23 protein-coding genes are annotated in these 22,674 nt (G+C 59.9%); 10 read left to right on the forward strand and 13 right to left on the reverse strand.

Annotated features, from left to right (window positions below; all coding sequences use genetic code 11):
- Window positions 1-3: 3 nt before the first annotated feature.
- Window positions 4-1,470 carry a leucyl aminopeptidase gene (locus FIU92_RS08735; protein ID WP_152458200.1) on the reverse strand — a complete coding sequence of 489 codons (1,467 nt, stop codon included), beginning with the start codon at window positions 1,468-1,470 and terminating at the stop codon, window positions 4-6.
- Between the two features lie 229 nt (window positions 1,471-1,699).
- Here FIU92_RS08735 and lptG point away from each other — a divergent pair, with 229 nt between their 5' ends.
- The 5 genes from lptG (at window position 1,700) to rsmA (ending at window position 8,095) form a co-directional block, all read left to right on the forward strand.
- Entirely contained in the window at window positions 1,700-2,800 is a 1,101-nt protein-coding gene (gene lptG, locus FIU92_RS08740) for an LPS export ABC transporter permease LptG (protein WP_152459868.1), read from the forward strand.
- Window positions 2,800-4,962, forward strand: a complete 2,163-nt coding sequence (locus FIU92_RS08745) for an LPS-assembly protein LptD (protein WP_152458201.1) — start codon at window positions 2,800-2,802, stop codon at window positions 4,960-4,962. Before lptG ends, FIU92_RS08745 begins: the two co-directional genes overlap by 1 nt.
- Window positions 4,953-6,206, forward strand: coding sequence for a peptidylprolyl isomerase (locus FIU92_RS08750; RefSeq protein WP_152458202.1), 1,254 nt, complete (start codon window positions 4,953-4,955; stop codon window positions 6,204-6,206). Before FIU92_RS08745 ends, FIU92_RS08750 begins: the two co-directional genes overlap by 10 nt.
- Complete coding sequence (pdxA, locus tag FIU92_RS08755; protein WP_152458203.1) at window positions 6,203-7,168, forward strand: 4-hydroxythreonine-4-phosphate dehydrogenase PdxA; 966 nt, start codon at window positions 6,203-6,205, stop codon at window positions 7,166-7,168. The genes FIU92_RS08750 and pdxA overlap by 4 nt, the downstream gene beginning before the upstream one ends.
- 84 nt (window positions 7,169-7,252) lie before the next feature.
- A complete protein-coding gene (rsmA, locus tag FIU92_RS08760; RefSeq protein ID WP_152458204.1) occupies window positions 7,253-8,095 on the forward strand; it encodes a 16S rRNA (adenine(1518)-N(6)/adenine(1519)-N(6))-dimethyltransferase RsmA in 843 nt (280 codons plus the stop codon).
- A 54-nt stretch (window positions 8,096-8,149) separates the two neighbouring features.
- On the opposite strand, the gene FIU92_RS08765 is transcribed toward rsmA, so the two are convergent.
- The 3 genes from FIU92_RS08765 to prfA all read right to left on the reverse strand — a co-directional run bounded on the left by FIU92_RS08765 (window position 8,150) and on the right by prfA (window position 10,867).
- The gene (locus tag FIU92_RS08765; protein ID WP_152458205.1) at window positions 8,150-8,728 is read right to left on the reverse strand and encodes a DUF4167 domain-containing protein; all 579 of its coding nucleotides are present in this window, start codon (window positions 8,726-8,728) and stop codon (window positions 8,150-8,152) included.
- 241 nt (window positions 8,729-8,969) lie between these two features.
- Window positions 8,970-9,815: a peptide chain release factor N(5)-glutamine methyltransferase gene (gene prmC / locus FIU92_RS08770; protein WP_152458206.1), complete on the reverse strand. Its 846-nt coding sequence runs from the start codon at window positions 9,813-9,815 to the stop codon at window positions 8,970-8,972.
- Entirely contained in the window at window positions 9,812-10,867 is a 1,056-nt protein-coding gene (gene prfA / locus FIU92_RS08775; RefSeq protein ID WP_152459869.1) for a peptide chain release factor 1, read from the reverse strand. The genes prmC and prfA overlap by 4 nt, the downstream gene beginning before the upstream one ends.
- 62 nt (window positions 10,868-10,929) lie before the next feature.
- Here prfA and FIU92_RS08780 point away from each other — a divergent pair, with 62 nt between their 5' ends.
- A complete protein-coding gene (locus FIU92_RS08780; protein ID WP_152458207.1) occupies window positions 10,930-11,211 on the forward strand; it encodes a hypothetical protein in 282 nt (93 codons plus the stop codon).
- A 15-nt stretch (window positions 11,212-11,226) separates the two neighbouring features.
- Here the strand turns inward: FIU92_RS08780 and FIU92_RS08785 are convergent, their stop codons facing one another.
- The 4 genes from FIU92_RS08785 to FIU92_RS08800 all read right to left on the reverse strand — a co-directional run bounded on the left by FIU92_RS08785 (window position 11,227) and on the right by FIU92_RS08800 (window position 14,874).
- Window positions 11,227-11,628 (reverse strand): DUF1499 domain-containing protein, encoded by a 402-nt coding sequence (locus FIU92_RS08785; RefSeq protein ID WP_152458208.1) that lies wholly within the window; start codon window positions 11,626-11,628, stop codon window positions 11,227-11,229.
- A 66-nt stretch (window positions 11,629-11,694) separates the two neighbouring features.
- On the reverse strand, window positions 11,695-12,642 hold the full coding sequence (gene speB / locus FIU92_RS08790; protein ID WP_152458209.1) for an agmatinase: 948 nt from the start codon (window positions 12,640-12,642) through the stop codon (window positions 11,695-11,697).
- A gap of 87 nt (window positions 12,643-12,729) precedes the next feature.
- Window positions 12,730-13,698 (reverse strand): agmatinase, encoded by a 969-nt coding sequence (gene speB / locus FIU92_RS08795; RefSeq protein ID WP_152458210.1) that lies wholly within the window; start codon window positions 13,696-13,698, stop codon window positions 12,730-12,732.
- Between the two features lie 12 nt (window positions 13,699-13,710).
- Entirely contained in the window at window positions 13,711-14,874 is a 1,164-nt protein-coding gene (locus FIU92_RS08800) for a M20 aminoacylase family protein (RefSeq protein ID WP_152458211.1), read from the reverse strand.
- A 66-nt stretch (window positions 14,875-14,940) separates the two neighbouring features.
- Between FIU92_RS08800 and mazG the strand changes: the two genes are divergently transcribed.
- From mazG to FIU92_RS08815, 3 genes are read left to right on the forward strand one after another with little or no spacing between them, the layout of a single operon-like run.
- The gene (gene mazG / locus FIU92_RS08805; protein ID WP_152459870.1) at window positions 14,941-15,807 is read left to right on the forward strand and encodes a nucleoside triphosphate pyrophosphohydrolase; all 867 of its coding nucleotides are present in this window, start codon (window positions 14,941-14,943) and stop codon (window positions 15,805-15,807) included.
- A 54-nt stretch (window positions 15,808-15,861) separates the two neighbouring features.
- A complete protein-coding gene (locus FIU92_RS08810; protein WP_152458212.1) occupies window positions 15,862-16,803 on the forward strand; it encodes a nucleoside hydrolase in 942 nt (313 codons plus the stop codon).
- Window positions 16,800-17,249, forward strand: a complete 450-nt coding sequence (locus tag FIU92_RS08815; protein ID WP_152458213.1) for an N-acetyltransferase — start codon at window positions 16,800-16,802, stop codon at window positions 17,247-17,249. The genes FIU92_RS08810 and FIU92_RS08815 overlap by 4 nt, the downstream gene beginning before the upstream one ends.
- Here the strand turns inward: FIU92_RS08815 and FIU92_RS22755 are convergent.
- From FIU92_RS22755 to FIU92_RS08835, 5 genes are all read right to left on the reverse strand, one after another.
- Window positions 17,246-17,410, reverse strand: coding sequence for a hypothetical protein (locus tag FIU92_RS22755; protein WP_171115544.1), 165 nt, complete (start codon window positions 17,408-17,410; stop codon window positions 17,246-17,248). The two genes, FIU92_RS08815 and FIU92_RS22755, sit on opposite strands and share 4 nt — an antisense overlap.
- 501 nt (window positions 17,411-17,911) lie before the next feature.
- A complete protein-coding gene (eno, locus tag FIU92_RS08820; protein WP_152458214.1) occupies window positions 17,912-19,186 on the reverse strand; it encodes a phosphopyruvate hydratase in 1,275 nt (424 codons plus the stop codon).
- A 136-nt stretch (window positions 19,187-19,322) separates the two neighbouring features.
- Window positions 19,323-20,201 (reverse strand): DMT family transporter, encoded by an 879-nt coding sequence (locus FIU92_RS08825; protein ID WP_152458215.1) that lies wholly within the window; start codon window positions 20,199-20,201, stop codon window positions 19,323-19,325.
- A 133-nt stretch (window positions 20,202-20,334) separates the two neighbouring features.
- Entirely contained in the window at window positions 20,335-20,748 is a 414-nt protein-coding gene (locus tag FIU92_RS08830) for a Fur family transcriptional regulator (protein WP_152458216.1), read from the reverse strand.
- Window positions 20,749-20,813: 65 nt separating this feature from the next.
- On the reverse strand, window positions 20,814-21,536 hold the full coding sequence (locus FIU92_RS08835) for an endonuclease/exonuclease/phosphatase family protein (protein WP_152458217.1): 723 nt from the start codon (window positions 21,534-21,536) through the stop codon (window positions 20,814-20,816).
- Between the two features lie 166 nt (window positions 21,537-21,702).
- Between FIU92_RS08835 and FIU92_RS08840 the strand changes: the two genes are divergently transcribed.
- The gene (locus FIU92_RS08840) at window positions 21,703-22,662 is read left to right on the forward strand and encodes a DMT family transporter (RefSeq protein WP_152458218.1); all 960 of its coding nucleotides are present in this window, start codon (window positions 21,703-21,705) and stop codon (window positions 22,660-22,662) included.
- Window positions 22,663-22,674: the final 12 nt, after the last annotated feature.

The raw sequence follows: 22,674 nt of genomic DNA on the forward strand, positions 1-22,674 counted from the left end.
CGCTTACTCGAAATTGTCCTGCACGAACCGGCTCAGCGCGCGCACACCCCAGCCCGTGGCACCTTTGGGCGCATAGGATGTCTCGGACGACACCGAAGCCACACCCGCGATATCCAGATGAATCCAGGGTGTATCCTCTTTCACGAAACGTTGCAGAAACTGCGCCGCCGTGATCGAGCCCGCCGGACGGCCACCGACGTTCTTCATGTCGGCGATGCGCGATTTGAGCAGCTTGTCATAGCCATCGCCCAGCGGCATCCGCCACGCGCCTTCATCCTCGGCCCGGGCCGATTTCAGGAAGGCGTCACAGAATGTGTCATTGTTGGAAAACACACCAGCATTCTCATGACCCAGCCCGATGATGATCGCCCCGGTCAGGGTGGCCAGATCGATCATGCCCACCGGTTTGAACCGCTCCTGCGCGTACCACATCACGTCGCACAGAACCAAACGGCCTTCGGCATCGGTGTTGATGATCTCGACCGTGTCGCCCTTCATCGACTTGACCACATCGCCCGGACGGGTGGCATTGCCCGAAGGCATGTTCTCGACAAGCCCGACAAGGCCCACCACATTGGCCTTGGCCTTGCGCTTGGCCAACCCGCGCATCGTGCCCGCGACAACACCGGCACCGCCCATGTCCATGGTCATGTCTTCCATGCCACCGGCCGGTTTCAGCGAAATGCCACCTGTGTCGAAAACCACCCCCTTGCCCACCAAAGCCAAGGGCGCATCGTCCTTGTCGCCGCCATTCCAGTGCATCACAACGACTTTGGACGGGCTGGCAGAGCCCTGCCCGACGCTCAGCAAAGTGCGCATGCCCAGTTCAGCCAGCTTGTCCTCTTCCAGAACTTCGACTTCCAGGCCCAGCTCCTGCATCTCGACAAGACGATCGGCAAATTCCGTGGTCGTCAGAACATTTGCAGGTTCATTGGTCAGATCACGGGTCATCCGCACGCCGTCGGCGATCGCGTATAGCGGTGCAAACTCTGCTTCGGCTTCCTTGGGTTTCGAATGTCCGATCGTAATCGAACCGCTGCCTTCGCTGTCCTTGGTTTTGTGCGCGTTGAAATCATAACTGCGCAGCACCATGCCAAGGGCCAGGTTTTCGGTCTGCGCCTGATTGCCAACCATCACCAGCATGTCCTTGCCAACTGCGGATTTGGCCAGCGCGGCACCGGCCTTGCGGGCCTCGTCGGCTTCCGGACGGCGCGGCAGCACCACGACGTCCAGCGCTTCGGCCGCCATCCCGGCCGGCCAGGCCATCGAGATGACATCGCCGGTCTTGGACTTTCCGAATTTCTCACTTTCGACAAGCCGCGCCACAGCGCCTTTCGTCAGACGATTGGCCCGACGCGCCGCAGGGTTCATTTTTCCGTCCGACGGAATGATGATGGCCACCCGCCCTTCGGCCTGCGCCATCGCATCCAAGTCAAACTCCTGAAAGCGGACCGGTATCAGACTGCTCATTGCAAACTCCTCGAATTCTGTTCCCCAAGACCTAGCCCGCGCCGCCCGACTTGACCAGATAGCAGTTTTCCCCGCGTTTCAATTGCAGTAAGGTCCCGAAAAAATAACCGGCAGGCTCGGGGGAGAACGACGTGACACGAGAGGGCAGGCATACGCCGTCGCGCAGGAAGACATGCATGCGCGATTTCGGCCCGTTTTCCGGCGCAAAAGGCTTGGCGGGGGCAGTCTTGTGATCCTCGACCGCTATTTCGCCCGCCGCTTTCTACAGAGCTTTCTGGTCATCGGCGGTATTTTTCTGACCCTGATGATTCTCATCGATCTGATCGAACAGATCCGCCGATTTGACGACGTCGACCTGTCCTTCGGCCAATTGTTGCACCTGACGCTTCTGAACACACCGGCCGCCATCAGTGAAATGCTGCCTCTGCTGGTCATTCTGTCCACCATTGCCTTGTTCGTAGGGCTGGCACGGACCTCTGAACTCGTGGTGACCCGCGCCACGGGTCGCTCGGGTATCCGCGCACTGGTCGCGCCGGCGGCGCTGGCCCTGATCATCGGTGCGCTTGCGGTGGTATTGCTGAACCCCATCGCCGCGGCCACGTCCCAGGAATTCCAACGCCTGTCTGACTCCTATCGCAACAACGGCAGTTCAGCGCTTTCGATCAGCAGCGAAGGCCTTTGGCTGCGTCAATCGGCGGAAAACGGACAGGCCGTCATCCACGCCCGGGGCACCTCGAACGGGGATACGCTTGGCCTGGACGACGTGACCATCATCACCTTTGCGCGCGATGGCAAACCCACCCAGCAGATCGTCGCCGACAGGGCCGTGCTGGAAGACGGAAACTGGGTCCTGTCGCGGGCCAAGATCTGGAATTTGCAGAATGGGCAGAACCCCGAAACCAGTTCGGTGGAGCATGAACGGCTGGAGTTGCCGACCTCGCTGACCCGGCAGCGGATTCTGGACACTCTGGGGCAACAGGATTCAGTATCGGTTTTTGACCTGCCGCAACTGATCAAGGATCTGCGCGAAGCCGGGTTTTCGACCAAGCAATATGAAGTCTGGTTGCAGGTGCAACTGGCCCGGCCGTTCTTTCTGGTCTCGATGGTGCTGATCGGGGCTGCTTTCACCATGCGCCACGTTCGGTTCGGCGGTACCGGAATTGCCGTTTTGACGGCCGTACTGCTTGGTTTTGCCATCTATTTCGTCCGCAATTTTGCGCAAATCCTCGGGGAAAACGGACAATTGCCCGTCTATATCGCGGCCTGGGCGCCGCCCTTCGCCGCCATCTTATTGTCCCTTGGCCTGCTTCTACACGCGGAGGACGGCTGATGCGGAGCATGATTTCCCTGCTGCTGACCAGCGCAATCGCGTTGTCGGCACCGACCGTTCTGGCGGCGCAAACCACGTCGGCCGAGCGTGACCCGCAAGCTGCGCAGTCACAGGCCGAACCCGCCCTTTTGGTTGCCGACAAAGTCTTTATTACACCCGATAGAAAACTGGTGGCCGAAGGCAATGTCGAAGCCTTTCAGGGAGATACCAAGCTGTCAGCCCAACGTGTCACCTATGACCGGGAAACGGGTGAGCTGACGCTGGAGGGACCTATTCGCATTGATCAGGGGGGCCAGTCGACCCTTCTGGCCGATTCCGGACAGCTGGACAGCGGTATCCAGAACGGTCTGCTGATCGGTGCTCGGATGGTTTTCGATCAGCAGATCCAGATTGCCTCGGTTCAGGCGAAACGAGCAGCGGGCCGCTATACGCAATTCAGCAAGGTCTCGGCCACTTCCTGCCATGTCTGCACCAACGGTAAGCCACCCCTGTGGCAGATCCGCGCCCGCAAGGTCACCCATGACCAGTTGGAGCGGCAATTGTACTTTGAAGGCGCGCAGCTTCGGGTGCTTGATTATCCGGTATTCTATTTCCCTTATCTGCGCTTGCCGGACCCCACTTTGGATCGCGCAACCGGCTTTCTTGTGCCGTCGATCCGCAGCACCTCACAACTGGGAACGGGGGTTCAGGTTCCCTATTTCTTCAAGCTGGGGGACCACAAGGATCTGACCTTGACGCCGTACTTGTCGGGCAAGACCACGACGCTGGGGTATCGATATCGCCAGGCGTTCGTGAACGGGCGCATTCAGCTTGAAGGGGCCTATACCCGTGATGATGTCCAGCCCGATCAGGATCGCGGTTATCTGTTCGCCGGGGGTTGGTTCAGCCTGAAGAACGATTTCCGGCTAACATTCGATCTGAAAACCACCTCGGACGACGCCTATCTGGCGGACTACGGGCTGCCGGACCTGGACCGTTTGCGCAGTGAAATTGCGCTGGAACGGATCAAACGCGACACCGCATTCAAAACAAGCCTGATCCATTACAAAACACTGCGTGACAGTGAAAATCAGGACGAAATCCCATCCCGCGTATTCGACCTGAATTATGAAAAGCGATTCTTCCCCGGCGCACTTGGCGGCGAGGTTCGGCTGGCTTTTATCGGCCACGCACATGAACGCACCAGCGACGCCGATATCGTTGGCCGTGACATAGCAAGGGCAACTGTTGATGCCGAATGGTTGCGAAGCTGGACATTTGCATCGGGCCTGCGCGCGGACGCGACGCTGGGCGCATCGGTGGATACGTTCAATATTCGCCATGACAGCAACTTTCCCAGCAATGTGACCCGCTCGACCCCGCGCGCGGCTTTGACGCTTCGCTATCCGATGACCCGTCGTGAAAAGACCGGCGCGGTTCAGCTTCTGGAACCGATCGCACAGTTGGGATGGACCCATGTCTCGGACACTGATGTGCCAGATGATGAAAGCACGTTTCAGGAATTCGATCAGGGTAACCTGCTGGCCCTGTCCCGATTCCCTGCGGAAGATCAGCGCGAAGACGGTGCCACCGGGGTCATCGGTCTGAACTGGGCCCGCTATGGTGCAGACGGACAGCAGGCGCTTGTAACGTTGGGTCAGGTGTTTCGGGCGGATGCCGACCCGAATTTCACCCTGACATCCGGATTGCAGGGCACCACGTCCGACTTGCTGGTGGCGGGGCAAATCACCACAGCCAACGGTTGGTCACTCGGCGGGCGCGGTCTGATAGACAGCGATTTCAGTTTCGTCAAAGCTGAATTGCGCGGCGCCTGGGCATCCGAATTTGCCGGCTTGTCTGGCAGCTATATCTGGCAGGAAGAGGATCCGGCGGAAAACATTGCGGATGAAATCTCGGAAATCTGGCTTTTGGGCCGCTATCAAGTCGACCAGAACTGGCTTACGAATGCCGAGGCACGCTATGATCTGAACCAGTCAGAGCCAATCCGGCTGGGGCTTGGTGTAACCTACCAGAATGAATGTGTTCAGGTTAACATGTCCGTAAGCAGACGCTTTACTTCAACATCCACTATTGAGCCTTCGACAGAATTCGGCTTTACCCTATCGCTGACAGGATACGCCCTTGAAGGCGGTGGTAACACATACAAGAGAAAATGCAGTTGATATCAGGTTTCTCCAGGTTTCTTCGTTCCGGTTGGCACAAACCGGTCACGCCGGCACTGGCCGCCGTTTTCCTCGCTTTTTCAGCGCCGCAGGTCAGCGCCCAGAGCCTGTTCTCGCCAGCGATCCGCGTGAATCAGGATATCGTCACCTGGTACGAACTGGAACAACGCCTGCAATTCCTGAATGTTCTGGGCCTGCCCGGCGGCAATGAAGCTGACGTCAGAGAAGCCCTGATCGAAGAAAAGTTGCGCAAGCAGGCCATGCGTGAAGCAGGCGTGGAAGCTGCGCCGGAAGCCGTACAACTGGGTATCGACGAGTTCGCCTCGCGCGGGCAATTGTCCACCGAACAGTTCCTGCAACTTTTGGGTGAGGCAGGCGTCGACCCGGAAACTGTCCGTGATTATGTTGCAGATCAGCTGGCCTGGCGCGACTATGTCAGCTCGCGCTATCTGTCGCAGGCCCGTCCGACCGAAGACGAGATTGATCGCGCGCTGGGACAAACCGGTGGCGGCGGCCTTCAGGTTTTGCTGTCCGAGATCATCATCCCGGTGAACCCGCAAACCGTTGCACAGACCGAATTGCTGGCGGAAGAAATCTCGCGACTTGAAACTATCGAAGCGTTTTCAGCCGCAGCGGCGCAATATTCCGGAGCCGCAACCCGCAACGAAGGCGGACGTCTGGACTGGCTGAATATCTCCAACCTGCCGCCTGCCTTGCAGCCGGTTATTCTTGGGCTTCAGAACGGTGAGATCACCGATCCCATCAGTTTGCCAAACGCAGTCGCCCTGTTTCAGTTGCGCGGATTGCGCGAGGTGGCGACCGCTGCGCCGCGGATTTCCAAGCTAGATTATGCTGCCTATTACCTGCCGGGTGGTCGCAGCGCCGAGACCCTGGCACGGGCTGCCGCCCTGCGGGAGGAGATCGACACCTGCGATGACTTGTATGGAATCGCCAAAGATCAACCCGTCGAAGTCCTGGACCGTATCGAAGCCAGCCCTTCAGAAGTACCACGCGATTTCGCCGTAGAGCTGGCCAAGCTGGATCGCTTCGAGGTGTCAACAAACCTGACCCGCAACAACGGGCAGACGCTGGTGTTCTTGATGCTGTGCAACCGAGTCCGCGACCTGGGCGAAGACACCTCGCGGGCGGATGTCGCGAATGCACTGGCGCAGCAGCGGCTACAGGCCTTTGCGTCCAGCTTGGTAGAGCAGCTGCGGGCTGACGCCACCATTGTTCAGGAATGACACGCCCGATTGCGCTCAGCTGCGGTGAACCGGCCGGGATCGGCCCTGAAATCGCGGCCAAAGCATGGGCCGAGCTGCGCCAAACCTGCCCGTTTTTCTTTATCGGCGACGCCAACCACCTGCCCGCTGGCACGCCCATTGCGAAAATCCAAACCCCTTCGGATGCTGTTGCAGTCAGTGATCAGGCCTTGCCCGTGCTGCAACTGAACTTCCCTGCTGCAAACATGCCCGGTCAGCCAAACCCGGCCAATGCCCCATCGGTGATCGATGCCATCGAAACCGGCGTCGATCTTGTGAAAGCCGGGGCAGCGGCCGCTCTGTGCACCGCGCCCATTCACAAGAAGGCCCTGATCGACGGGGCCGGGTTTACCTATCCCGGCCATACCGAGTTTCTGGCTGCGCTGTCGGGCACCCGCCGGGTTGTCATGATGCTGGCCAGCGACCAATTGCGGGTTGTCCCGGCGACAATCCACATTCCCTTGGCGCAGGTTCCCGCCGCGCTGACACCCGACCTGCTTCGCGAGACGATCGAAATCACCACGCGCGGTCTGCGCGACCAGTTTGGCATACAACACCCCCGCATCGCCATAGCCGGCCTGAACCCCCATGCCGGCGAAGGTGGCAAAATGGGCAGCGAGGAGCTTGACTGGATCGCCCCAATGCTGGCCGATCTGAACCCGGAAGCTGCGACCCTGACGGGCCCGCACCCTGCGGATACGCTGTTCCACGCCGCTGCCCGCGCCCGCTATGACGCGGCGATCGCAATGTATCATGATCAGGCCCTGATCCCGATCAAGACACTGGATTTCGACCGGGGCGTGAACGTCACCCTTGGCCTGCCCTTCATCCGCACGTCGCCAGATCATGGCACTGCACTGGATATTGCAGGGAAAGGCATCGCCAATCCTACCAGCCTGATCGAAGCTCTGAAGCTTGCCCAACGCATGGCACAAGGCTCTTGATCCTTCATCTGGCTGAAAATATCCCCGCCGGAGGCATAAAATTTCTGGCGCTGCCCCTGCGGCCTGCGTCACGGTAATCGGATCATGAGTGCTATCGACAATCTCCCCCCTCTGCGCGAGGTCATCGCCACACATCAACTCTCGGCGCGCAAATCCTTGGGTCAGAACTTCCTGCTGGACCTCAACCTGACCGCCAAAATCGCCCGTCAGGCTGGCGATCTTGCAGACTGCGACGTACTGGAAATCGGCCCCGGTCCTGGTGGCCTCACCCGAGGGCTTCTGTCCGAAGGCGCGCGCAAGGTCGTGGCGGTCGAAAAAGACACCCGTTGCATCGCCGCCCTGAACGATATCGCCGCCGCCTATCCCGGAAGGCTGGAGGTCATCAATGGTGACGCGCTCGAGATCAACCCGCTCGAACACCTGACCCCGCCAATCCGCATCGCGGCCAACCTTCCATACAACGTCGGCACCGAACTGCTGGTGCGCTGGCTGACGCCCCCGGAATGGCCGCCGTTCTGGCAGAGCCTGACGCTGATGTTCCAACGCGAAGTGGCCGAACGCATCGTGGCCCAACCCGGCAGCAAGGCGTATGGCCGTCTCGCCATCCTCGCCCAATGGCGGGCCGAGGCGCGCATCGCCATGTCCCTGCCCCCCGGCGCCTTCACCCCTCCGCCCAAAGTCTCCAGCGCGGTGGTCCACCTGACCGCCCTGCCAGAACCGCGCTATCCTGCTGACGCCGCGACCCTGTCGCGTGTGGTGGCCTCTGCCTTCAATCAACGCCGCAAAATGCTGCGTGCCTCGCTTAAAGGCGTCGCCCCGGATATCGAGGATCGCCTGCGGGCCGCAGGTATCCAACCCACTGAACGGGCCGAGCAGGTTCCGCTTGAAGCGTTCTGTGCCCTGGCGCGCGAAATCCAGAAACCCTGATCACAAAAAAGCCCCGAGGCTTGACCTCGGGGCTTTGCAAATTCTGATGACGGCTTATTCAGCCGCTTCCGGTGCGTCGCCATCCGTTTTGGGCGCATCTTCAGCCGCTGGCGCCGGTTTGGGTTTGCGTGCCCGCGGTTTTCGCGCAGGCTTTTCCTTCTTCTCAGCTGCCGGGGCTTCGGCCCCTTTGCTTTCCGGTGTCTCGACCAGACCGCTTTCCGGAGCAGCGTCCGGTGCCGCGAAATCCATTACGTCCGGCTGCGGCGCTTCGGCGGGATCGGCCTGTCGGGCCGCTTCACGTTCCTGGCGCTCTGCGCGCTCACGATCACGCTCGGCCTGGCGTTCGCGGTTCTGGCGTTCCTGCTCTTCGCGGCGCGCTTCAATCTCGCGCTGCGCCTCACTCAGCATGCGCAGATAATGTTCTGCGTGCTGCTGGAAGTTTTCCGCCGCAACGCGGTCGTTTGACAGCTGAGCGTCACGCGCCAGCTGATTGTACTTATCAATGATTTGCTGCGGCGTGCCACGCACCTTGCCTTCAGGGCCCGAGCTGTCAAAAACCCGGTTTACGACGTTACCGCCGGAAGGACGATTGCGGTTGTTCTTGGCCCGCGAGCGGGATTTGGAAGATCTCATCTTTCTTTACGTCAGCCTTATCAATGCGCTGTCGCTCAACCCGTGTTTTGCACTGCTCAGAGGCGTTTGCCGTGACGGGATGTCGACTTTTTTGGGCTTGGCGTCAGGGGTGCGCTGCAACAGCGTCAACCTCGCCGACTAATCCTGAGTAAACATGTCCTGACCGCGCAGACAAGAGGAATCTGGGATTTTCACACGCTTTTTTACTCGGGGCAGCGTTTTTTGGCTTCAGACAACAGTTTCAACCCGGCATCTTCGCGCCGACAACCCGGTCACGCCCGTCCAGATCGGGGATTACGCGAATATCCGCCAAACCCGCCGCATCAAACAAGGCAGACACCAGATTTGCCTGTGTCGGGCCAATTTCCACAAGTATTCGCCCGCCTGGCAGCAGGTAATCCGGGGCCGAGGCCGCAATCTGCCGATACGCGCCCAGCCCGTCCCCTTCATCGGTCAGCGCCATGCGCGGCTCGTGCTCCCGCACTTCGGGCGAAAGATCCTCCATTTCGGATACGGAAATATACGGTGGGTTGGAAACAATCAGGTCAAACTGGCCTTCAATGTCTTCGAACCAGTTTGACTGCACAATCTCGGCTCGTCCTTGCACCTTGTGGAGCACGGCATTGGCGCTGGCCTGAAGACAGGCGGCTTCACTCAGGTCGACCCCAAGGCCCGAAGCGCTGGTGCGCTCCGCAAGCAGTGTGACCAGAATACAGCCCGACCCGACCCCGAGGTCCAAAACATGGTCGAAAGGTTCGCTCAGCGCGGCCTCGATCAAGGTTTCAGTCTCGGGGCGTGGATCCAGAACATCGGAACTGACACGAAACCTGCGCCCATAGAACTCGCGTTCGCCCAGCAGATGAGACACCGGCACCCGAATGGCACGCAAAGAAACCAGCTGGTCATAGCGTTCAGCGATCTCGGGCTGCAACTCTTCCGGGGCAATCAGCGTCACCCGGCTGGCTTCTATCCGTGCGGCATGGGCCAACAACAGGCGCGCATCGCGCGCCGGGTCATCCACGCCCGCGGCCCTCAGACGCGCGGTTGCGGCCACCATGGCCTGCGCTGCTGTTTGCAGCCCCATCATTGCGCCATCTCGGCCAGCAACCGGGCCTGATCATCCGCCGTCAGAGCGTCAATCACTTCGTCCAGATCCCCCTGCATCACCTGATCCAGTTTATAGAGCGTCAGGTTGATCCGGTGATCCGTCATCCGCCCCTGTGGGAAATTATAGGTGCGAATGCGTTCCGAACGATCCCCTGATCCCACCTGGCTGGCCCGGTCGGCGGAACGTTCGCTGTCGATCCGCTGCCGCTCGAGGTCATAAAGCCGCGTCTTCAGCACCTGCATGGCGATCTCGCGGTTGCGATGCTGGGACTTCTCGGAACTTGTTACCACCAAGCCCGTCGGAATATGTGTGATCCGCACCGCCGAGTCGGTGGTGTTCACGTGCTGCCCGCCCGCGCCGGAACTGCGCATCGTGTCGATACGGATGTCATTGGCGTCTATCTGGATGTCGACATCCTCGGCCTCGGGCAGTACCGCCACCGTCGCCGCCGAGGTGTGGATGCGCCCGCCGCTTTCGGTTTCGGGCACGCGCTGCACACGGTGCACACCGGATTCGTATTTCAGCCGGGCAAAGACATTGTCGCCCTTGATATGGGCCACCACCTCTTTGATCCCGCCCAAATCAGAAGCCTGTTCTTCGATGATCTCGAACTGCCACCCGTGGGCCTCGGCATAGCGTTGATACATACGTAACAGATCGCCCGCGAACAAAGCGGCCTCGTCCCCGCCGGTACCGGGGCGAATTTCCAGCATCGCCGGCCGCGCATCCGCCGCATCCTTCGGCAGCAGTGCCAGTTGCAGCGCGTGTTCCGCCTCGGGGATGCGCGATTGCAGGTCCGGAATTTCCTCTTCGGCCAACTCCTTCATATCCGGGTCGGCCAGCATCGCCTCGGCCTCAGCCAGATCTGCCACCAACTGGCGCCAGGCCATGATCTGATCGACCACGGGCTTGAGGTCGGAATATTCCTTGGCCAACGCCGCAATATCGTCGCCCGATGCGCCATCCGCCATGGCAGCTTCGAGGTATTGGAATCGCTGGGTGATCTGTTCAAGACGTTCTTCGGGGATCATCCCGGCGGTGTCTATCATCCGGGGGCTTTGGTCAAGGGCCACGTCGTGCTAAGCTTGCTGTCATGAAACGGATTTTGCTTGCCCTTTTGCTGACGTCCACGCCGGTTTTCGCCGATTACATCGGCCCCGACGGCAAGACCCGCGATTGCTATTGCACCGACACGTCCGGGTCCCGCATCGAACTGGGTGAGATGATCTGCCTGCAAGTCGACGGCCGCATGTTCACGGCACAGTGCCAGATGTCCCTGAACGTGCCCATGTGGCGCGAGGTGCAGGAGGGATGTTTGTCATCCGGGTTGCAGAGCGATCCTGTTGATCACTTTGAACAGGATGAGGCGTCCTGAGCGCCGGTAGAACAGTTACATCTGCTCCAACCACCCATCAACCCGTGCCTTGTTCACACCGAAATCCCTGCGCCCAAACCGCAAACGGCCATGGATGCGAAGCGTGTCGCCGTCCTGCCGAACAGTGGTATAGTCGGGGAAACCAATCCATTTCGTGCGGGTGACATAGGTGATCATGCCTTCATCGACCGAACCTGCCAAAACCGAGGTGCGCGGCGTGGCGCGGGCGATCCGATCGAGCTTTTGCAACCCTTCCGGGCCGGTTGCAACAACGCGCAGAACGCCACCCGGCAAGTCCTGATCAACCTCTGCAACCGGTGCAATATGCCATTGGGCCGGCGCAGATGGGGCCAGCCGGATGTAAGCGCCCAGCCCAAGCACCAGCGCGATCACTGCCCACAGAACCATCTTTTTCATCCCGCTTTACCCTCTTGCAGAAACCCTATGCGGATCAAGCGCCGGGGCAAGCCGTTCCGGGCCGGTTTACCGTGACGTCACCCCCGGCAGGATGCACAGCATCTCGTAGATCAGGTTGGCTGCCGTCAGGGCCGTGTTGCCGGACGGGTCATACGGAGGTGAAACCTCGACCAGATCACACCCCACCACATTCACACCCTGCAACGCGTGGATCAGTTGCAGCGCCTGCGGCGTGGTCAAACCGGCAATCTCTGGCGTACCCGTGCCCGGCGCAAAGGCCGGGTCCAGGCTGTCGATGTCATAGGTGACATAAACGGGATGATCCCCGATGATCTTGCGGATCTGAGAGCCGATCTGCGTCAGGTTCTGCTGCCACAACTCCCAGGCCGGGAACTGGCGGAAGCCCCAATCCTTGGCTTCGGTGAAATCCGAAGCCGCGTAGCCCGATCCGCGAATGCCGATCTGAAAGGTCTTGTCGGGGACAATCAGCCCCTCTTCATAGGCGCGGCGGAAGACGGTTCCGTGGGTCTCCTTCTCGCCGAACATCTCGTCATTCACATCCGCATGGGCATCCACATGCACCAGAGCCACCGGCCCATGCTTTGCCGCAATGGCCCGCAGAATCGGGAGGGTGATCGAATGATCGCCCCCCATCGCCACCGGGGTCACGTTCTTTGCCAGGATTGCATCATAGCTTTCCTTGATGATCCTCAGGCTGTCCGCAAGCGAAAAGGTGTTGATCGCCAGATCCCCGATGTCAGCGATTTGCAAGCTGTCGAACGGAGCCGCCGAGGTAGCCATGTTGTAGGGCCTTATCATCGCGCTTTCGCTGCGGATCTGTTTGGGTCCGAACCGGGTGCCCGATCGCCACGAGGTGCCGATATCCATCGGAATCCCCAGAACCGCCACATCCAGCCCCGCCAACGAGGCAGCCTGGGGCAGGCGCATAAACGTATTCGGCCCCGAAAACCGCGCCAGATCATTGCCGCTGACCGGTTGATTGAATTCAGTCATGCGCGTTGTATCCCCATCCCTTCAACTTTCTTTACCCAGCACATACCGGCAGTATGGCTAACCAATGGTTAATGCGCGTCCAAACGGTTATGTTTTTGCCAGCTTGTTCCACCCCAACAGGCAGACGATCTGCGTCGCCACATGCGCCCCCGCAATCGCCGTGGCGCCGGATGTATCGAACGGCGGAGACACCTCGACCACGTCGCCGCCCTTGATGTTGATCCCGGCGATGTCGCGCAGGATGATCTGCGCCTGAATGGAACTCAAACCACCCCAAACCGGTGTCCCCGTACCCGGTGCAAAGGCCGGGTCCAGACCGTCGATGTCAAAGCTCAGATAGACCGGGCTGTCGCCCAGAATGCCCTTGATCTTCTGCGCCACGGCAGCGGGGCCGGATTCGTAGACCTCGCGCGCGTCGATGATGTTTACGCCCAGCGTGTCCTCGTTGGTGGTGCGGATCCCCACCTGGACCGAGCGTTTCGGATCCACGATCCCCGACTTCACCGCCTTGTAGAACATGGTGCCGTGGTCCACCCGGCTCATGTCGTCGTCGGCCCAGGTGTCGGTATGGGCATCGAACTGCAACAGCGACATCGGCCCGTATTTCTCGGCATAGGCCTTGAGGATCGGGAAGCTGATATAGTGATCGCCCCCCAGCGTAACCGAGGCCACATCCGCCGCCAGAATGGTGCGGATATGGTCGGTCAGCGTGTCTGGAAAGGCGGGAATGTTGGCATAGTCATAGGCCATGTCGCCGTAGTCGATGATCGCCAGCTCGCTCAGCGCATCGAAGGGCCAGCCATAAGGCGCATCGGGAGATTGCAGCGCACTGGCCTCGCGGATCGCACGCGGGCCAAGACGGGTGCCCGGGCGGTTGGTCACCGCCTGATCAAACGGCACGCCGGTCACGGCGATGTCGGCACCGGTCAGGTCCTTGGTATACAGCCGCCGCAGAAACGAGGTCGCCCCGCCAAAGGTGTTTTCATAGGACAGCCCTTTGAGGTCCGGATTGGTGAATGCTTCATCCACCTGGTTTTTCGCGTCTTCCAGTGCCATTTCGCTCTCCCATCAGCCCAACGGCTGCGCCTTTTCCACGATCCGAGCGAAGAACGATGCCCCCACCGGCGCGATATCATCATTGAAGTTGTATTTCGGATGATGCAGCCCGGCACCCTCACCCTGCCCCAGGAACAGATAGGCCCCCGGCCGCGACTGCAACATGTATGAAAAATCCTCGGCGCCCATGTCGCGCCCCATAGTGTCGATCACCCGCTCGGGCCCTGACACTTCGCGCGCGACGGCCGCGGCAAAGGCTGCCTTTTCAGCATCGTTGATCGTCGCCGGATATCCCACCTGATATTCCAGCCGTGCCTCGACACCGTAAGACGCGGCCTGCCCCTGAACGATCTGCTCCATCCGCTCCATCACCATTTTCTGCACCGAAGGATCGAATGTACGAACCGTGCCGTTCAGATAAGCGGTGTCCGGTATCACGTTGTTCACCGTTCCGGCATGGATCTGAGTGACCGAAACAACCAGGTCTTCCACCGCATAGTGGTTGCGGCTGACGATGGTCTGGATTGCCTGCGCAATGCCGCAGGCCGCCATGACCGGGTCGCGGGTCTGATGCGGCATGGCGCCATGGCCGCCGACGCCTTGGATATGAATCTCGAACGTATCGACCGCCGCCATGATCGGTCCCGGCGTCGTGTAGAACGTACCTTCCGGATTCCCCGGATCGTTGTGGATGCCATAGACCTCAGAGATATCGAACCGCTCCATGATGCCTTCTTCGACCATGACGCCCGCACCGCCGCCCTCTTCCTCGGCCGGTTGAAAGATCAGGGCCACGCGGCCGCGGAAATTTCGCGTCTCGGCCAGATACCGCGCCGCGCCCAGCAGCATTGTGGTGTGCCCGTCATGCCCGCAGGCATGCATCTTTCCGGGATTCTTCGATGCATAGTCGACGCCTGTTTCTTCGGTGATCGGCAATGCATCCATATCCGCACGCAGGCCAATGGTCGGGCCGTCGCCCTGCCCGTTGATGATCGCGACCATCCCGGTCTTTGCGATCCCTTCATGCAATTCATCAACCCCAAATTCACGCAGACGCTCGGCCACAAACGCGGCAGTCTGAAAGCACTCGAACTCCAACTCGGGTATCGTATGCAGATATTGGCGCCATCTGGTCATATCGGCAGAGAAATCGGCAATTCGGTTGACGACGGGCATCTGGGGTGGACTCCTGATCGGGACTGCGGGATGGATGCATCTGACACCGGAATGAAAGGGTTCGCAATGGCCGATAATCCTCTGATCCATGACAGTGACGCAGGGATCGAACGCCTGCTGGAAATCATGCGCCGCCTGCGGGATCCCCAAACCGGCTGCCCGTGGGATATCGAACAGGATTTCGCCACCATCGCGCCCTATACGATCGAAGAGGCCTATGAGGTCGCCGACGCCATCGAGCGTGAGGCCTGGGACGAGCTGAAGGGCGAGCTGGGCGATCTGCTGTTCCAATCCGTCTTCCACGCTCAAATGGCGGAAGAGGCGGGATATTTCACCTTTCAGGACGTGGTTCGCACCATGTCCGACAAGATGGTGGCCCGGCATCCGCATGTCTTCGGTGACGAATCCCGCGACAAATCCGCCGAACAGCAGACCAAGGACTGGGAAGCCATCAAGGCCGCCGAACGTGCGGGCAAGGAACAGAAAGGCGCGCTGGACGGGGTGGCCGCCAACCTGCCAGCTCTGCTGCGGGCGCACAAACTGCAAAAACGGGCCGCGCGCGTAGGGTTCGACTGGCCCGACGCCAGCCACGTTCTGGCCAAGATCACCGAAGAAGCCGCCGAACTGGAAGAGGCGCGTGACAAGATGGACGCGGATGCGCTTGAGGATGAATTCGGCGATCTGCTGTTCGTGATGGTCAATCTGGGCCGCCACCTGGGTATCGAACCCGAATCCGCCCTGCGCCGCACCAATGCCAAGTTCACCCGTCGCTTTGAAAAGGTCGAGGCCCGGCTGGCCGAACGGGGAAAGACCCCCTCGCAAAGCGATCTGGCCGAGATGGATGCGCTCTGGGACGAGGTCAAAACCGAAGAGCATCGCGCCAACGGCAAACTCCCGCCGGTTGACGTCATGGCCGCACCCAGAAACGGGTAGACAAGGCACCCGACACTTGCGAGTGTCCCACCTTCACGACCACCGGAGACACCCATGCCCCCTCGCAAGATCATCATCGACACCGATCCCGGACAGGACGATGCCGTCGCCATCCTGCTGGCGCTGGCCAGCCCGGAGGACATCGAGGTTCTTGGCATCACGGCGGTCGCAGGCAACGTGCCCCTGGAATTGACCGCCAAGAACGCTCGGATCGTGTGCGAACTGGCGGGCCGGACCGACATACCTGTTTATGCGGGCTGCGACAGACCGTTGAACCGCCCGCTGGTCACGGCCGAGCATGTGCATGGCAAGACAGGTCTGGATGGCCCGGACCTGCCCGATCCGCAGATGACGCTGACCGAGGGGCACGCGGTGGATTTCATCATCGACACCCTGCGCTCTGAAGAACCGGGCACAGTAACCCTTTGCCCGCTGGGGCCACTGACAAATATCGCGACCGCGTTCAGCAAGGCTCCGGACATTGTGGACCGGGTACAGGAAATCGTTCTGATGGGCGGAGCGTATTTCGAGGTCGGCAACATCACCCCGACAGCTGAGTTCAACATTCACGTCGATCCAGAAGCCGCTGATATCGTTTTCGAATCCGGCAGACCTATCGTGGTCATGCCGCTGGATGTCACGCACAAGGCGCTGGTCACCAAACCCCGCAATGATGCGTTCCGTGCTTTGGGAAACAAAGTCGGAATCGCTGTCGCCGAGATGACCGATTTCTTCGAAAGGTTCGACAGGGAAAAATACGGCAGCGCGGGTGCGCCTTTGCACGACCCTTGCGTGACCGCCTATCTGATCCGGCCCGAGCTGTTTTCAGGCCGTCATGTGAATGTCGAGATTGAAACCCAGTCCGAGCTGACAATGGGCATGACCGTCGCCGATTGGTGGGGCGTAACCGACCGCGCGCCCAATGCGCTGTTCATTGGGGAAATCGACGCCGACGGCTTCTTCAATCTTTTGACGGAAAGGCTGGCCAGATTATGAGCGCCGCCCTGCGCCTGGCGCGCCCCGAAGACCTGGATCGTCTGATGGCACTGGTCACCGCCTTCCATACCGAGGCCGGATTGACGCAAGACCCGGACCAGACCCGAAATGCTCTGACACCCCTGCTCGAGGGTATTCCCCATGGCTGTGTCTATCTGATCGGCCCCGGACGCGCGCCGTTGGGCTACATCATCCTGACCTTCGGCTGGTCCGTCGAATTCGGCGGCATGGACGGTTTCGTGGACGAAATCTATATCCGGCCCGCTGTTCGCGGCCGCGGCATCGCGACCGAAGTTTTGCTGGCACTGCCCAAAGCTTTGTCCGAAGCGGGGCTGACTGCCCTTCATCTGGAAGTCGACCGACACAACGAAGCCGCTCAGAAAATCTATCTGCGCACCGGGTTCAAACCACGCGACAGATATATGCTGATGAGCAAGTTGCTTTAACGAGACTCGCCGCGGAAGATATTGGCCGGGTTCATGTCCTGTACCGGGTCATTCGCCGAGACCGGATCTCCGGTAATTGGGTAGGTTCCCGGACCCGCGCAGGCGGAAAGAACTGTGACGGAAGCTGCTGCGATTACCAGAAGGAATTTGGATACAGACATCGTGGTCTCCTTTCTGCAATGCATCCAGATTAGATCACGTGCCTGTGATTTACTTAGTAACAAGTTCACACATAATGTGATTTTTGCATTCTTTTTTGATACAAAAGGGCCAATGCAATACGCCTGCGAAACAAAAACCATTGAAATGATTGCGTAATCCGGATCACGCCTCTTTCGCGAAAAGATCGAAGATTTCTCGAAAAATTTCAACTTCGACTACAAGCAGGCCCGTCAATCTTAAACCCGAAGAAGGATCGAACCAGAAAGGTTCAATCAAGGGTGGATATCAGCTGAAGCCGTGTTTCCCGCCGCAACGGTCACCGGGATCGTCCGGAAGATGCTGGTTCAAGGCCCATGAAACGCTTTGATCCAAGAGGTCCGAAGGGGCAACAGCACCAATTGATCCGTCTCGCGGATTGCGGCACGGGCAGCGGAATGACCGCTTGACGGATCAGAGACCTGCATTTTGAAAAATGGGGGCCGTTGGCCCCCATTCCATGCTTATTTCAGGATCGACGCACCGGCATATTCGGCCACTTCCCCCAGCGACTCCTCGATCCGGATCAGTTGGTTGTATTTCGCCAACCGGTCCGATCGTGCAAGCGAGCCGGTTTTGATCTGACCACAATTCGTCGCCACGGCCAGATCGGCAATGGTCGCGTCCTCGGTCTCGCCCGAACGGTGCGACATCACGTTGGTGTAGCGCGCGCGGTGCGCCATATCGACGGCGCGCAGGGTTTCCGTCAGCGAGCCGATCTGGTTCACTTTGACCAGCATCGAGTTCGCACAGCCACGCTCGATCCCTTCGGCCAGACGTTCCGGGTTGGTCACGAACAGGTCATCACCAACCAATTGCACCTTGTCGCCGATGGCATCGGTCAGGGCCTTCCAGCCATCCCAGTCATCTTCGGACATGCCGTCTTCGATCGAGATGATCGGATAGTCATTGACCAGCGCCGCCAGATAGGCCGCGTTTTCCTCGGATGTCAGGGTGATCCCCTCGCCCGACAGAACATATTTGCCGTCTTTGTAATACTCGGTCGCCGCGCAATCGAGCGCCAGATGGATTTCCTCACCCGGCTTGTAGCCCGCCTTTTCGATGGATTTCAGAATGAAATCCAATGCTTCACGGGTCGAGGCGATGTTGGGGGCGAAACCGCCCTCGTCACCCACGCCGGTCGCCAGACCCGCGCCTGACAGCTCTTTTTTCAGCGTGTGGAACACCTCGGACCCCATGCGCACCGCTTCGCGAATGTTCGCGGCGGCGGTCGGCATGATCATGAATTCCTGAATGTCGATCGGGTTGTCGGCATGTTCGCCACCGTTGATGATGTTCATCATCGGCACCGGCAGAACCCGCGCCGAGGTGCCACCCACATAGCGATACAGAGGCTGGGTGGTGAAATCCGCCGCCGCCTTCGCCGTGGCAAGCGAGACACCCAGAATAGCGTTTGCACCCAGACGGCCCTTGTTCTCGGTGCCGTCCAGCTCGATCATGGCCTGGTCAATGGCCACCTGCTCGGTCGCGTCAAAGCCCACCAGTTCTTCGGCAATCTCGCCGTTCACGGCGGCGACGGCTTCCAGAACGCCCTTGCCCATATAGCGCGCCTTGTCGCCATCGCGTTTTTCAACCGCCTCATAGGCACCGGTGGACGCGCCCGAGGGCACGGCAGCGCGGCCCATGGTGCCGTCTTCCAGAATCACGTCAACTTCGACCGTCGGATTGCCCCGGCTGTCCAGAATTTCGCGTGCGTGGATGTCGATGATGGTGCTCATGAAGCCTGTCCCTGTGACTGCGGTCGGTTGCACGCGTCATAACAGCAACCGGCCAAAAGTAAACCGGTTCCGTTAACGCTAACACGCATATTCCCGGACATTTAGGGCTAACAATTCGCTGTTTGCGCCAACAGGGTCAGGCAGGTGCCAATTCGCGCGCCAGACGCCGTTCGCGGACAAAGGTATAAAGACCCGAACCGATGATCAGGGTCGCCCCCGCCATTGTCAGCGCATCAGGGCGTTCACCGAACACCAGCATTCCAGCAAGGATAGAGAACACAAGGCGCGTGTACCGGAACGGCATCAGGGCCGAGGCTTCGCCCACCCTCATCGCAGTGACAATGCCGTAATAGCCCAGCACGCCAAATCCGATCGCCCCAGCATAAGGGCCCGTTTGACCGGCTTGAACCGGCACGAAGGATGCCCCGGACATGACCATCAGAAGCAGGCCGGCCACAGCCACCGCAATATAGGCCTGCATCGCAACAACGGATGAAGCCACGCGTGGGTCCAGCTTGCGGGTAATCAGATCGCGCGCCGCAATTGCGACCACGGACAACACCACAAAAAGAGATTCGGGCCGAAAACCTTCCATCCCCGGGCGGATGATCATTAAAACACCGACAAAGCCGACACCGATCGCGCTCCAGCGACGCCAGCCGACCTGCTCTCCAAGAAACAGGGCCGCCCCCATGGTGACGACCAGCGGCATGGCCTGAAACACGGCCGCAACGGTGGACAGGTCGATCAGAGACAACGCCGTCACGAACGCCACCGCGCCAAAGCCTTCGGTCGCGGCGCGGATCAATGGCAGGGTTTTCCATGCCACGGGGTCAAGGATCCGCTTGCGGGTGACCACTGACATCGTGGCGAACACGAGCCCGCAAAACACGCCCAGAAACACCATGATCTGCCCTGTCGGCACAGAGCCGGACAGGAGCTTGATGAACATGTCCTCAAGTGCAAAGGCCGCCATCGACCCGATGAGCAGCAGGATGCCGTTTACGTTGTTCATTTGCGCGTCCGTTGGAAAGGGCACATCTGGTGCCTGTACATGCACAACAACCTCAACCAACGGCATCTGGCAAGACAATTCCCGTCACGCCTGATGAATTAACGTGAGGCGATCAATCGCGTTTCGTGATGGGTCAGTCCTTTTCCAGCGGGACGCCATACAGCTCCAACCGGTGCCCCTTGAGCTTGTATCCAAGCTTGGCGGCGATTCTTTCCTGCAAGGCTTCGATCTCGGGGTCGACGAATTCGATGACCTCTCCTGACTGCATGTCGATCAGGTGGTCGTGGTGATCGCGCTCGGCGTCCTCGTACCGGGCCCGTCCGTCCCCGAACTCAAGACGTTCCAGAATGCCTGCCTCTTCGAACAGTTTGACCGTGCGATAGACCGTTGCAATGGAAATGCCTTTGTCCACGGCGGAAGCCCGCGCATAGAGCTCCTCGACATCCGGGTGGTCGTCGCTCTGTTCCAGTACCTGCGCAATGACCCTTCGTTGACCGGTCATGCGCAGCCCCTTGGCTTCACAACGCCCAATAATCGTTTCCGACATGATGCCCCTCAGACTTGCTCGGGTGTCTGTCTTAATATGTCTGCGCAGGTTTCGCTACAGGGATTTCACCTTTTGCGACCTTCTGATCTGGCGCGCGTCAGATCGGCCCAGACCGGCAGGTGATCAGATGCGATATGCGCGGGACGTGTGTCGTGAACACCGTGCGCCACGGCCTGTATTCCGCTGCCCAGCGCGATCCGATCCAGCGCGCCCAAGGGCTGCGCGGCGGGAAAACTTGGTCTGGGGGGCAGAAACCGCATTTCGGGAACCAGGTGATCCAGAACTGGCTGACGTGACCACTCGTTGAAGTCACCGGCCCAAACTGTCGGCATCTGGTCCATATCCCAGTCATTCCGCCGAATGTGCAAAATCTGTTGCCGCCGCGACGCTGGCAGAAGCCCCAGATGCATACCCATCACGCGCAATGGCCCGATATGGGTGTCGAACTCGACCCGAACCGCCCCGCGCGGCTCCAGCCCCGGCAACTCGTGATGCCCTTTTCGGCGGACCGAGATCCCCTCTCCGCGCCAGATCACCGCGTTGCCGTGCCAGCCCAGACTTCCCGCGCCGCCCAGATCGACGATCTGCCATCCCGCCTCGTCCAACATGAAATGCGGCAGCGCGGCCGGACGGGGCGGCAGGCGTTTGTCGGCCTCCTGCAACACGACGATATCCGCTTTCATGTTTTCGATGACTTGCAGAATACGTTGAGGCTGACGCCGGAAATCCAACCCGACGCATTTCTGAATGTTGTAGCTTGCGATACGCAGCGTGGACGAAGTTGGCATGAGGGCCTGACCAAATGAATTGATCCTAAAGTGCCATGCCTGACGTGAGGCGCAACCCCTGTGCTCGGTTTCCTGCTGCGACAATTCCGATACGACACCCGCCCCAGGCAATCTGCCTGTTGTTTCGGCGATTGAAACGTGGCTGATATCAAAGCGAAGGTACCGCTTGATCCTCGGCCCTGCAACGCTCTATCCCGATGCGGTGACGACAACGCATCGCAGCCAAAGCGGGGCCCGCATGAGCCTGAGCCAGACCCAACCCAACAACAGCACCCGGGCCAGTATCGTTTTGGTGACGGGCGGCGCGCTGTGGGGCCTTTATTGGATTCCGGTGCGGTTTTTCTACGATCAGGGCCTGACCGGCCCCTGGTCAGGGATCGCAATGTACTGCGCGGCCCTGATTGCGCTGATCCCCTTTGTCTGGTCCGACAGGCGCATGCTGGCCCGGCAATGGCGCGATCTGATGCTCAGCGGAATGTTCACAGGGGCTGCATTCAGCCTGTATTCGATCAGCCTTGTCTACACCGACGTCGTCCGCTCGATCCTGTTGTTCTATCTCACTCCGATCTGGGGCACGATTCTGGGCGTCGTATTTCTGAAAGAACGCCTGAGCCTGATGCGCCTTGCGGGCCTGATCTGCGGGCTTGGCGGGCTGTTTGTCGTGCTCGGAGGCGCCGGATTCGTGCCATGGCCGCAGAACTTGGGCGACTGGCTGGCGCTGGCATCGGGCATATGCTGGGCATTGGGCACACTGGGCCTGTACAAGGCTGGTAGCATGACCATCTCGGGTCAGGTCTTTGCCTTTGTGATTGGCGCGTTGTTGCTGTCGCTTGTCAGCCTGCTGATGCTTGGGGGCCAAACCCTGCCGAACATCACAAGCGAAGAGTCGATCCGCATAGCGGGATACGCGCTGCTGTCGGCCTTTTATGTCCTGCCCATGATCTACATGACCATCTGGCCAGCAACCAAGCTGTCCCCCGCAAAGGTCGGTCTGCTGCTGATGAGCGAGGTTGTCGTTGGCATCGCGTCGGCCGCAGCCCTGTCAGGAGAACCATTTGGCCTGCGGGAATTTCTGGGCGCCACCCTGATCGTCAGCGCTGCGGTGTTGGAAATCCTGAGGAAATAGACGCAGGCCTCG

The sequence above is a fragment of the Ruegeria sp. THAF33 genome (genome assembly GCF_009363615.1).
Lineage (GTDB): Bacteria > Pseudomonadota > Alphaproteobacteria > Rhodobacterales > Rhodobacteraceae > Ruegeria.

What these genes read in the sequence shown, in the direction of transcription:
- speB (WP_152458209.1), bottom strand. Translation starts at nt 12,642, where the DNA reads ATGACTGAATTCAATCAACCGGTCAGCGGCAATGATCTGGCGCGGTTT.
- FIU92_RS08825 (WP_152458215.1), bottom strand. Translation starts at nt 20,201, where the DNA reads ATGAACAACGTAAACGGCATCCTGCTGCTCATCGGGTCGATGGCGGCC.
- FIU92_RS22755 (WP_171115544.1), bottom strand. Translation starts at nt 17,410, where the DNA reads ATGTCTGTATCCAAATTCCTTCTGGTAATCGCAGCAGCTTCCGTCACA.
- FIU92_RS08835 (WP_152458217.1), bottom strand. Translation starts at nt 21,536, where the DNA reads ATGCCAACTTCGTCCACGCTGCGTATCGCAAGCTACAACATTCAGAAA.
- FIU92_RS08745 (WP_152458201.1), top strand. Translation starts at nt 2,800, where the DNA reads ATGCGGAGCATGATTTCCCTGCTGCTGACCAGCGCAATCGCGTTGTCG.
- prmC (WP_152458206.1), bottom strand. Translation starts at nt 9,815, where the DNA reads ATGATGGGGCTGCAAACAGCAGCGCAGGCCATGGTGGCCGCAACCGCG.
- FIU92_RS08810 (WP_152458212.1), top strand. Translation starts at nt 15,862, where the DNA reads ATGCCCCCTCGCAAGATCATCATCGACACCGATCCCGGACAGGACGAT.
- FIU92_RS08780 (WP_152458207.1), top strand. Translation starts at nt 10,930, where the DNA reads ATGAAACGGATTTTGCTTGCCCTTTTGCTGACGTCCACGCCGGTTTTC.
- FIU92_RS08785 (WP_152458208.1), bottom strand. Translation starts at nt 11,628, where the DNA reads ATGAAAAAGATGGTTCTGTGGGCAGTGATCGCGCTGGTGCTTGGGCTG.
- speB (WP_152458210.1), bottom strand. Translation starts at nt 13,698, where the DNA reads ATGGCACTGGAAGACGCGAAAAACCAGGTGGATGAAGCATTCACCAAT.
- mazG (WP_152459870.1), top strand. Translation starts at nt 14,941, where the DNA reads ATGGCCGATAATCCTCTGATCCATGACAGTGACGCAGGGATCGAACGC.
- FIU92_RS08830 (WP_152458216.1), bottom strand. Translation starts at nt 20,748, where the DNA reads ATGTCGGAAACGATTATTGGGCGTTGTGAAGCCAAGGGGCTGCGCATG.
- FIU92_RS08735 (WP_152458200.1), bottom strand. Translation starts at nt 1,470, where the DNA reads ATGAGCAGTCTGATACCGGTCCGCTTTCAGGAGTTTGACTTGGATGCG.
- rsmA (WP_152458204.1), top strand. Translation starts at nt 7,253, where the DNA reads ATGAGTGCTATCGACAATCTCCCCCCTCTGCGCGAGGTCATCGCCACA.
- eno (WP_152458214.1), bottom strand. Translation starts at nt 19,186, where the DNA reads ATGAGCACCATCATCGACATCCACGCACGCGAAATTCTGGACAGCCGG.
- FIU92_RS08750 (WP_152458202.1), top strand. Translation starts at nt 4,953, where the DNA reads ATGCAGTTGATATCAGGTTTCTCCAGGTTTCTTCGTTCCGGTTGGCAC.
- pdxA (WP_152458203.1), top strand. Translation starts at nt 6,203, where the DNA reads ATGACACGCCCGATTGCGCTCAGCTGCGGTGAACCGGCCGGGATCGGC.
- prfA (WP_152459869.1), bottom strand. Translation starts at nt 10,867, where the DNA reads ATGATCCCCGAAGAACGTCTTGAACAGATCACCCAGCGATTCCAATAC.
- FIU92_RS08815 (WP_152458213.1), top strand. Translation starts at nt 16,800, where the DNA reads ATGAGCGCCGCCCTGCGCCTGGCGCGCCCCGAAGACCTGGATCGTCTG.
- FIU92_RS08765 (WP_152458205.1), bottom strand. Translation starts at nt 8,728, where the DNA reads ATGAGATCTTCCAAATCCCGCTCGCGGGCCAAGAACAACCGCAATCGT.
- FIU92_RS08800 (WP_152458211.1), bottom strand. Translation starts at nt 14,874, where the DNA reads ATGCCCGTCGTCAACCGAATTGCCGATTTCTCTGCCGATATGACCAGA.